This window comes from Pallidibacillus pasinlerensis, assembly GCF_009996845.1.
Taxonomy (GTDB): domain Bacteria; phylum Bacillota; class Bacilli; order Bacillales; family Caldibacillaceae; genus Pallidibacillus; species Pallidibacillus pasinlerensis.
This window is the reverse complement of record NZ_JAACYS010000020.1, coordinates 32,076-42,407: the sequence shown is the minus strand read 5'-3', so window position 1 is coordinate 42,407 and position 10,332 is coordinate 32,076. Positions and strand designations below refer to the sequence as shown.

The 10,332-nt window shown below is 33.2% G+C and carries 9 protein-coding genes; 3 read left to right on the top strand and 6 right to left on the bottom strand.

Annotation, left to right across the window (positions count from 1 at the left end; genetic code table 11):
• Positions 1-659: 659 nt before the first annotated feature.
• Positions 660-2,117, top strand: coding sequence for a glycosyltransferase family 2 protein (locus GW534_RS06355; protein WP_161920222.1), 1,458 nt, complete (start codon positions 660-662; stop codon positions 2,115-2,117).
• 106 nt (positions 2,118-2,223) lie between these two features.
• On the opposite strand, the gene GW534_RS06350 is transcribed toward GW534_RS06355, so the two are convergent.
• On the bottom strand, positions 2,224-2,808 hold the full coding sequence (locus tag GW534_RS06350) for a VanZ family protein (RefSeq protein ID WP_161920219.1): 585 nt from the start codon (positions 2,806-2,808) through the stop codon (positions 2,224-2,226).
• A 281-nt stretch (positions 2,809-3,089) separates the two neighbouring features.
• Here GW534_RS06350 and GW534_RS06345 point away from each other — a divergent pair, with 281 nt between their 5' ends.
• The gene (locus GW534_RS06345) at positions 3,090-4,322 is read left to right on the top strand and encodes a cytochrome P450 (protein WP_161920218.1); all 1,233 of its coding nucleotides are present in this window, start codon (positions 3,090-3,092) and stop codon (positions 4,320-4,322) included.
• 772 nt (positions 4,323-5,094) lie between these two features.
• Here the strand turns inward: GW534_RS06345 and GW534_RS06340 are convergent.
• From GW534_RS06340 to GW534_RS06325, 4 genes are all read right to left on the bottom strand, one after another.
• On the bottom strand, positions 5,095-5,811 hold the full coding sequence (locus GW534_RS06340; RefSeq protein WP_246203982.1) for a Crp/Fnr family transcriptional regulator: 717 nt from the start codon (positions 5,809-5,811) through the stop codon (positions 5,095-5,097).
• 100 nt (positions 5,812-5,911) lie between these two features.
• Positions 5,912-6,784: a DMT family transporter gene (locus GW534_RS06335; protein WP_161920217.1), complete on the bottom strand. Its 873-nt coding sequence runs from the start codon at positions 6,782-6,784 to the stop codon at positions 5,912-5,914.
• A gap of 162 nt (positions 6,785-6,946) precedes the next feature.
• A complete protein-coding gene (locus GW534_RS06330) occupies positions 6,947-7,708 on the bottom strand; it encodes an MFS transporter (RefSeq protein ID WP_161920216.1) in 762 nt (253 codons plus the stop codon).
• Positions 7,709-7,975: 267 nt separating this feature from the next.
• Positions 7,976-8,635, bottom strand: a complete 660-nt coding sequence (locus GW534_RS06325) for a hypothetical protein (protein ID WP_161920215.1) — start codon at positions 8,633-8,635, stop codon at positions 7,976-7,978.
• 122 nt (positions 8,636-8,757) lie between these two features.
• Between GW534_RS06325 and GW534_RS06320 the strand changes: the two genes are divergently transcribed.
• On the top strand, positions 8,758-9,885 hold the full coding sequence (locus GW534_RS06320; RefSeq protein ID WP_161920214.1) for a DEAD/DEAH box helicase: 1,128 nt from the start codon (positions 8,758-8,760) through the stop codon (positions 9,883-9,885).
• Positions 9,886-9,949: 64 nt separating this feature from the next.
• Here GW534_RS06320 and GW534_RS06315 read toward each other — a convergent pair whose 3' ends face one another.
• Positions 9,950-10,225 carry a DUF1292 domain-containing protein gene (locus GW534_RS06315; protein ID WP_161920213.1) on the bottom strand — a complete coding sequence of 92 codons (276 nt, stop codon included), beginning with the start codon at positions 10,223-10,225 and terminating at the stop codon, positions 9,950-9,952.
• Between the last annotated feature and the right edge of the window lie 107 nt (positions 10,226-10,332).

Here is a 10,332-nt window from a genome sequence, read left to right as displayed (position 1 = left end):
ATTTCACTTTCTTCATCAAGAAAAATCCCCACTTGATTTTTCAGATCTTCATGTTGAGTATTTTCATTTTCTCCTCTCGGCTTTTTCTTAAAAAAAACCATTGAAATTCCCCCCAATTAATAAAATGATTTATTTATTAGTTGAATTTTTTAAATGTAAACCCATATAGTAAAAAAGTTTTAGTAATATTTTATAATTTTATGTATAAATGAAACAAAAAGGAATAGGTATTAGGCTCTAATTTATGTTTAAATAGTTCGAATTTCATTATTTTAATTCTTTTTCCACCCTCACATTTTCCCAGGAATTTCATACTATGTTAGAAATTTTGTTTAGGCTAAAAGTATTCAATTTTATAAAATCGACAAACAAATTACGTATTCATTCAAACTTCCAACCATATAATTAGATATGAAATAAAGGTAAAATACTTTACCTTCATTTGTAATGGTAAAAAAGACTAACATGGAAGGGAGGTGCATTAAATGGATAATGAAATTAAAGCATCGGAGCAGAAGTTTTTATTTGAAGCGGATAAGAAGCACGAGGTTGTCTATAGTACGATTCAAAGTCCAGTGTTAATCGATAAGCCTAACCAAAAAAAAGATGAAGTACTTTACAATCCCCATCAAAAAGTGAAGCAAGTTAGAAAAAGATATATGATGCCAAGAATTGTAGCTTTTATTCCTGCTCATAATGAAGAAAAATCAATTCGGGATTGTTTAGCCGGGCTTGCTGACCAAACATTACCAAAGTATGTCCAACTCGATATATTTGTTATAGCGGATAATTGTAATGATCGAACAGAAGAAATTACATTTGAAGCCGCTCGGGATTTTGGATTGAATGTTATAGTTTTAACGACAAAAAATAATAAACAGCGAAAAGTAGGTGCCTTAAATACTGCTTGGAAATACATTTATGGAGATCCGTTAGCGATATATTTTAAGGAAAAAAGTGAATATCAAGAGCTTTATCAACAATCGATCAAAGCAATCCTTGGAATGGACGCAGACAGTCGACTTGCACCTGGCGCATTAAAAAATTTATGGGATGATTTAATGAGCCAACGTAATATTGGTGGTGTCATGGCTAAATATACGATGCGCTTACCAAAAAAGAAGAAACTTCTTTCTAAAGATGATGTTCATTATGAAGAAAAAATTGAAAGTGGCGAATATGGTGGACCGATGGCTAGATGGTGGACCCATCAGCAAAAACAAGATATGGCAAGCTGGCTTTTAAATCTTCAATATCACGGTGGCAGCACATATGTACTTGGCGGTCAGGCAACTTTATTCCGTCCTGAAGCATTACAGGAGGTAGTAGACAAAAACAAATTGGATGGACCGTGGCAAAATGACAGTGATGTAGAAGATATGTTATTAACTTGGCAATTACAAAAACTAAATTGGAAAACATTAATCAGTCCAAAGGCCCGCTGTTTTGTTGATTCAATGAGGAATTATCATTCGTTCCGTCAACAGAGGAATAAATGGCAGGCTGGAACAGTAGATTTATTAACGAATAAACAACTGAATGTACACACAACCCATAAATGGAGACTTTGGCGTTCACAAATTAAATTTTTATTAGATTTAACAGTACGTGTCTTATTTGTACTGTTATTAGCTGTTTCAATAGCAACAGATCAATTTTATTGGTCATGGATATGGATTACTCCGATTATTTTAGCATCGATTTTAAACACAATTTTAGCTATAAAAACGCCGATGCATCGACCCATTGACGTCATTTTAGCTGCATTATTAATAAGTCCTGAAATATATTTGTGGGTTAACTTAATCACCTTTTGCCAAGTATGGTTAGATAAGTTATCAGCACATAAAAAAGATGGGTGGGCAAATCAATATAAGGCTGAACGAGGAGCTACAAAAAGTAAACTCGGCCTTGGATTATTTACCTTCTCACTAATAGTGGGAATTATAATCTATCTATGTGTTCGTTATAGAGAATTCTTAACAAGCGAACCCGTTCAACAAGCGATTTACCCATATTTAATGTCGGGCTGGATTTTCTTAACCTATTTAACAATCATTGCATCCATTGCGATGATCTACCAAATTTGGACTTTAAGAGCTAGACATAAGGCTTAACAACGCCTTAATAAAAATGAATATGCAGAAAGTCAGACAAAGATTACTTCTTTATTAGAAGTTCTTTTTTAAACTTCCATGTTCCGTTCTTAATATACACTTTCTCTTAAACTTGGATAGTAATGTTTTTTAGACGACTTTTTTGAACAGAATATAAAATGTAGCCAATTAGTCCCCCACTAGTATTTAATATAATATCATCTACATCTGTTCCTCTTGGCAAAATCAACTGAATTGTTTCGATACTGAAAGAAATAAATAAACATACAAAAACAGTTAAAAACGGATTTTTAAATTTATCCCATAATAATGGGAGGAAAAAACCGATGGGAATAAACATGCAAATATTACCAAATACTTCAATGAACAAGTAACTTATGTGACCATTCTCAACTAAAATTTGAGTCTCTATAATTTTATTAAATGGTTCTAGATTTATTCGGTCCGGATTAAAGCCAAGATCAACAGCCTGTAACTTGTTGTTTATAATCACAAATTCGGGTACAATCGTTTGAGATGCTACACCTGTTAAGTATAAAACAAATAGTAGAAGACCAAATTCACGCAACAATTGAATCGACTGACCTTTTTTATTTCGAAAAAGATAAATCCCACGAACAAATACATAAATCGGTAGCATTACCAAAAGAAACGGTAGCATATCAAAAGTATACCCAATAATCTGTTCCATTTATAAAAATCCCTTCCGAACAATTTATGTTTCCTCAACTCCATTTCTAGTATAACAAGAGATTCTCTCATTTGAATTACAATTTTCACTTCACAACAAAAAAATTTAGTGTAAATACAAGTTTACAAGCTCGTTAACATTACGTAATGAAATGTTAATTAGGAAAAGCATTTGATTTCGGTTATAATGGATAGTTGTAAACTATATAGAGCAAAAACATGTCTGGATAAAAATAAATTTAAAATAAAGTAAATAGTAAAATTTTTTAAAGGAGTATTTTTATGAGTACTGAAAAACAAATCCCGAAAGATCGTGGTTGGGACAATCGTATACAACTAATGTTAGAAGGTTATTTGTTTGTTCAAAATAGATGTAACCATTTAGATACCGATGTTTTTCAAACGAAGTTAGGCGGTAAAAACGTCATTTGTATGAGTGGACAAGAAGCTGCCGAGATTTTTTATGATGAGGAAAAATTTGAACGGTTAAAAGTTTTACCTCAAATAAAAATCAATCCTAATGCGAATGAAAAAATGTCGATACATAATTTGGATGATCAACAGTGGGAACAATTATTTAACGAACTTCTCTCTTCATCTCGAATCAATGAGCTTAATACACTTTATTTGAAAAAATTTCAAGAGCGGTTAGTTAGTTGGACAAAACAAGAACAAATCATCTTTTTTGATGAAATGAAACAGTTACTTACAGAAGTTGCATGTCAATGGGCCGGTATTCCCGTTAATGATGAAGAGTTAAAAATTCGGGCCGATGAGATTTTTGCCTTAATTGATCCTTTTGAAACTGTTGGCTTAAAGCCAAGATATAGTAAGCGAATTCGAAATCGTGTGGAAAGCTGGATACAAGAAGTTTTCGTTCAAGTTTGGAAAGAAGAAATTAAACCTGAGCCGAATAGTACGATTAATCAAATTTCCAATTTCCAACACGATGAGAAATTATTAAGTGTATCAGTTGCAACAAATATCCTCATTCATATTTTAAAAACGATTGTTTCAAACGCAACATTTATTACGTTTGAGGCACTAGCCACAATTCAACACCAGGAATATAAAAGAAAAATTGATGATATTGATCAATACGATGAGTGGTTTGTTAAAGAGGTACGACGTTATTTCCCTTTTGAGCCTTTTTTAGGTGCAAAGGTACGAAAGGAATTCACTTGGGAAGGTTACACATTTCCTGAAGGTAGTCTAGTTTTACTTGATATGTATGGCACAAATCATGATCCACGCATTTGGCACAATCCAGACCTTTTCTGGCCAGATCGGTATAAAGATATTAAATTTGATCCATATACACCGAAGGAACACGAATATGATTGGAATATGCTTCGGGAACAACTTGCAAAAGACCTAATGAAAACTACATTACACTTTTTAACTTACAATATGAATTACGAAGTAGGCGATCATGACTTTGAATATAGCTTAAGAAAAATGCCGACTATGTTAAAAACGGGTCTTATTTTGAAAAATATAAAAAGTGTTAAATAAATAATTTGAAAATGGAGCCTCATTGGATTTGGAGGCTCCGATTATTTTTATTATGGTTACATTAATTCAACATTTATCATGGACATTTCAGACTTATTGATGAACTGTTTTATCCATGAGAGATGGGCTATAGACGGGATCGGTGACATTTCACTCTAACTTTCCATTCGGTTTGTCTTCGAGACGCATTCTCGGTGACATTTCCAACTCATTTTCCATTCAGTTTGTCATCGAAACACATTCTCGGTGACATTTCCAGCTCATTTTCCATTCAGTTTGTCATCGAAACGCATTCTCGGTGACATTTCACTCTAACTTTCCATTCAGTTTGTCTTCGAGACGCACTCTCGATGACATTTCCAGCTCATTTTCCATTCAGTTTGTCATCGAAACGCACTCTCGATGACATTTCCAGCTCATTTTCCATTCAGTTTGTCTTCGAAACGCACTCTCGGTGACATTTCACTCTAACTTTCCATTCGGTTTGTCCACGAGACGCATTCTCGGTGACATTTCCAGCTCATTTTCCATTCAGTTTGTCATCGAAACGCACTCTCGATGACATTTCCAGCTCATTTTCCATTCGGTTTGTCTTCGAAACGCACTCTCGGTGACATTTCTAACTAACTTTCCTGCCAATTTGTCATCGAGATGCATTCTCGGTGACATTTCACTCTAACTTTCTACTCGTTTTGTCCACGAGACGCACTCTCAATGACATTTCACACTAATTTTCTATCCATTTTGTCCACGAGCTTATATCAGTATCCACTCAAACTAACAACAATTCATCCAAATCGATGATCTCGATTATTTTATTAGATCTTTGCTTTATGTAACCGTCCTTTTCTAATTCTGTAATCTTCCGACTTAACGTCTCAGGCGTTGTTCCCAAATAAGATGCCAAGTCTTTCCTACTCATCGGAAGTTCAATTGCATTAGACTTACTCTCCTTATCCATACAATCTGCAAAGAACAACGCAATGCGGGTTTCTACTTTTTCCGTAGCAAATCGAGCCGTTTGTTTTTCTGTTTGCTCTAATCGATTTGAGAACTCAGATAAAATGTGTAAGGAAATGCTCGGGTATTTCATTAAAAACTGTTGTAAATCATCCCGATTAATTAAACAAATACTCGAATCAACCATCGCTTCTGCGTACGTTTCATGAGTCCCTTCTTTGAATAATGCCAATTCACCCGTAAAATCACCGGGATTTAAAATACGTAACACCTGCTCTTTACCAGATTCTGATAAACGATAAATACGTACTTTACCACTATGGATAATATATAACGAATCCGAAGACTCTCCTTGGCGGTAAATAAATTCCCCTTTTTTATAGGTCACCGAACGCACAACATTTAAAATTTCATCCATCTGTTCATCTTCAAGATGATTAAATATCGGTACGATTGAAATGCATCTGTCTTGATGATTGCAGCCCTTTTCATGATTTTGACTACAACAATGATTATGGTAACTTTCCAATGCAAACACCTCTATCTCAATCTTTTACCTTATTATACCCGATACTATTTCCAAAAAAATTGATATAAATCAATTCAATAGCAACTCTTATGTTGAGCAGCTATTCCTTCGCTACCTTCATACTTTTTTGTTCATTTATAAATGTTGCACCTAATATGAGTAAGCCACCAAGTGCTTGTACTAGAGTAAATGCCTCACTCAATATTAATGCTGACAAGACAATAGCAAAGATCGGATCAATATAGCTATAAAGAGCAGTTGTTTGTCCGTCCAACTGTTTTAAAGCTGAAAAATAAAGCATATAAGCAAGACCAGTATGAATAATACCAACAAACAACATCAGGAGTATTGATTGGCCATCCAAATTAAAAATATTTATCCCTTCCGTAAATAAAACATACGGTAAAATAACAAGGGATGCCATTCCTAATTGACCAACAGTAGTTTCATGGTCTGATAGATTCTTGATAAATTTATTCATTAACATGACACTAGCATAAAAGGCTGCGGCTATTAGACCAAACATAATACCAATAAAATGATTACTTCCGCTACCACCATTTTCTGTTCCGACAATTAAAAAGATACCAATGATTGCAGCTACAATACTTCCCGCTTTAAACCATGTCATTTTTTCCTTAAGTATAAAAGGTGCTAGAATCATGACAAAAATAGGTGCAAAATAATAACTGATTGTTGCATTGGAAATCGTAGTATGTCGATATGCTTCAAATAAAAACATCCAATTAAAACCGAGCGCACCACCTGATATGCAAAGGAGTATTAAATTTTTCTTTGTAGTACGAAAGCGGACGACTTTCCTAATTAATAATCCGGCAATAATCAATGTAATACATCCAATAATTCCACGAAAAAGCGCAATTTCACTAGATGATAGATTAATATTTTTTACAAATATACCGATACTACCAAAAATAAGCATGGTCGTAATCATTTTTAGTTTTCCTGTCAATTCCTCTTCCTCCTGCTAACGATAGATTATACAATTAAACTAATTATAGTCATACTTATTTAAAAAATCTATAAATTCATACCTTAAATAATATATCTTAATAGTATTAAAAAATCCCTCAGTATAAATGACTAAGGGATTGGATTACTAATAGTAAAATTGTTATTCCTCTACTTCTTTTACTCGCTTATCCAAAGCTGTACCAATTTTCAACAAAATAGCAACACCGATAAATCCAGTGATTGCAATCAATATTGCTTTTACTGTACTTGAAAGATAAGCGCTAATCATGACAGTAAAAGAACAAATCATCTGTGATAGATTAAAACTCATTCCATTTATAGCTAGATATGAACATCTTGCATGTTCCGATGGAAGAGATCCAATATAATTTTGTTCCACTGGTACACGAAGCAACTCTGCAACAGACGCGATAAGCATCGCTATAAAGAGAAGTGGAATCGAATTCGAATAAGCAATAAAGGCATAACCAGCAACAAAAAAGAAAGAACTGATAACAATTACATGTCGATCTTTAAAACGAGTAACAATTGAAGTTACAAACAGAGCTATTAACACTACTAATACCGTATTCTCCGTCCGAAGCAACCCTGCCATTAAAATTCCATCAATTTCCCAATTTAAAAATGGCTGTTTCTGCATTTCGTTTTCTAATCTTATACCGACATAATTATTTAGTTGATACTCTAATGACATAAAGAGTACAAGTGCCACTGAATATAAAATAAATAATTTATCGTGGAACACTTGGCGATAACTCCGCACCATATGTGCAACATGTTTAACCATTGATTCCTTTTCCTTCTTTTCAACGATGTAACTTTCATCTATAAAACTAACAGCGGAACTTAAGAATGATTCTATTAAACGAATTTTTATTGTTCGATGTAACCGAAAAAACATTATACTGCTCACCTTTTTTCTATAAATTCGCATAATGTTAGAGCAGCATTTTGTAGAAAACTGTTCTATTCAAACATTTCAATGCGATATTAATCAGTATAGTTGGAAAACAAAACGAAAACAATAAGAAAAATAGAAAAAGTCTATACTTTAATAAAAATACATTTCAGCACTCTATAAAAACATTGACTAACGAGAAATAAATTTGTCGAAATTTCCCAGGAAATGTAGATTGATTTTATATAAGTTTCAACATGCTTTTTTTATCTAAATATTATGTAGTTGATCCTGGAATTTTTTCGTACATAATAAAGAAAATAAAAGAATCCATTCAAACACATTCATAAACATTGATAGATTCAACCAGTTTGTTGTTAAACTTCCAATCAGCATTACGCTCACACCCATTAACAACCATGGCCATCTTTGTTTTCTCCATAGTAAAAAGCCTGTGATGACAATAACAGCGAAAATAACACTAATCATAAGTGGAAATTTCTGCTCCGTTGCATTTTCGTAAAATAATATTTCTGCCTCCCATTTCGGCTCTAATTTAATTCCAAGAACCCCCGTAACAAGTTCATAACAAATTAAAGCAATGGTCAATAAAATTACTACCATTTTTAACCAAGCTGTTTTCACCCAATGAAAACTGGCTCGATATAATGATTTCCAAGAAAATAAAATTAGTAAAGGTGTCACAAGTGCATGCAACCAAAAACGAACATAATTTAAACCTTCCAACAATCCCCCTTCACCTACCCACCTACCTATGAAAAGTACAAACATTTCATATACTAAAGCTAATATTACAAGGAGAGGTGTATTTTCCAATTTAAACCAACCATATTTATTTGCTAAAATAATCCCTTGAATCAAGAGAAAAATAAATGCAACGAATAAAGCTAAAGTTAAGATTAAATTCATTACATCCATCCTTTTTCTTTTTTTCTACCTTTAGAATACGTATTTTGAAGAATAATTGTTTTGTATTTCAATTTAAATTTGGGTAAAATGAAGCGACGAACGTTTGAAAAGGATGATAAATCATGACAACTTTATTGCAATTACAAAATTTAAAGAACTTTATATATGAAAATTGGCAGCATTCAGGTTTTCAACAGCCTACACCAATTCAAAAGCAGGCAATTCCACAAATATTACAAGGGAAAGACGTCATAGCTCAATCACCAACTGGTTCTGGAAAAACTCTCGCTTATGTAATTCCTATTCTGGAAAAAATCGATGAATCGATTAAAGGATTACAAGCAGTAATATTAGTTCCCTCTCGAGAACTAGCCATGCAAATTTTAGACGTTATTCGAGCATTCAGCAAAGGAACTAGTTTAAAATGTGCAGCTTTTATTGGTGGAGCAAACATAAAAAAACAAATTGAAAAATTAAAGGAAAAACCACAAATTGCAGTCGGTACACCTGGGAGAATTTTTGAGCTTGTTAAAATGAAAAAAATGAAAATGCATCAAGTTAAAATGATTGTCATTGATGAAGCCGATGAATTATTAGGGCAGGAACATATACAACAGGTAGAAGCTACTATTAAATCGACTTTGAAAGATAGGCAAATCCTGTTATTTTCTGCGACGATGACGAAAGAGACTGAAGAAAGAGCAAAGACAATAATGAACGAGCCGGTACATATTTCTATCGACAAGTCTCAAAAACAGGGAAACACGGAACACTTTTATATTCCTTCTGAACAAAGGGAAAAAATCGATGTAGTGAGAAAAATTTTCCATACAAATCCTGGTAGAGCTATCCTTTTTATTAAAAATAGTGAACTACTAGAAGAAGTAGCTATAAAGTTGACATTCCACGGCTTAAAAGTCGCAGTTCTTGCCGGTGAATCAAAAAAATGGGATCGAAAACAAGCAATAAAGGACTTTCGTTCTGGGAAAATTTCGTTCCTATTAACGACAGATGTAGCAGCTCGAGGTTTAGACATTGAAGATGTAGACTTAATCATTCATTATGATTTCCCAAGTACAACCAACCAATATATCCATCGTTCAGGTCGAACAGGAAGAATGGGTAAAAAAGGAACGGTCATTTCCTTAGTTAATGCAAAAGAAATAAGCTTTTTGAAAAAAATGAGTAATGAATTAAAAATCCCAATGAAACAAAAAAGAGTAGTTCGCGGAAAAATAATAGATGCTTAAAAAATTATTTCAAATGTGTTTTTCTCAAAAAAAAACAAGGGGCTATATAATTTAGCCCCTACTCTTAATGCTCCATTTGTTCATCTAAAATTTCATCAAAGGCGGAAGATACTTTTTCAAATTCTTCATCACTTTCAATCGGTGCAATATCTCCTTCGTCATCAACTTTCAAAAAGAATAAATCAATTTCCTCATCTGTAACTTCTTCCAAATCTTCAACAAAACTGACGGCAATGTACTGTGTCCCTTCTAACTCTAATGTTGCGATTACTTCCACATCATGATCTTCATTAACATCATCACTAATCGAGAAGATTTCACCAACTTCAATTTTTTCCAAAATAATCTTCCCCCCCTCTAGATTTTAATCATTATTATCTTTTCTCATATTCACCCATTACATACATTATTTTCCTTATAAAAAATTAACGCCCAAACCGAGATGCT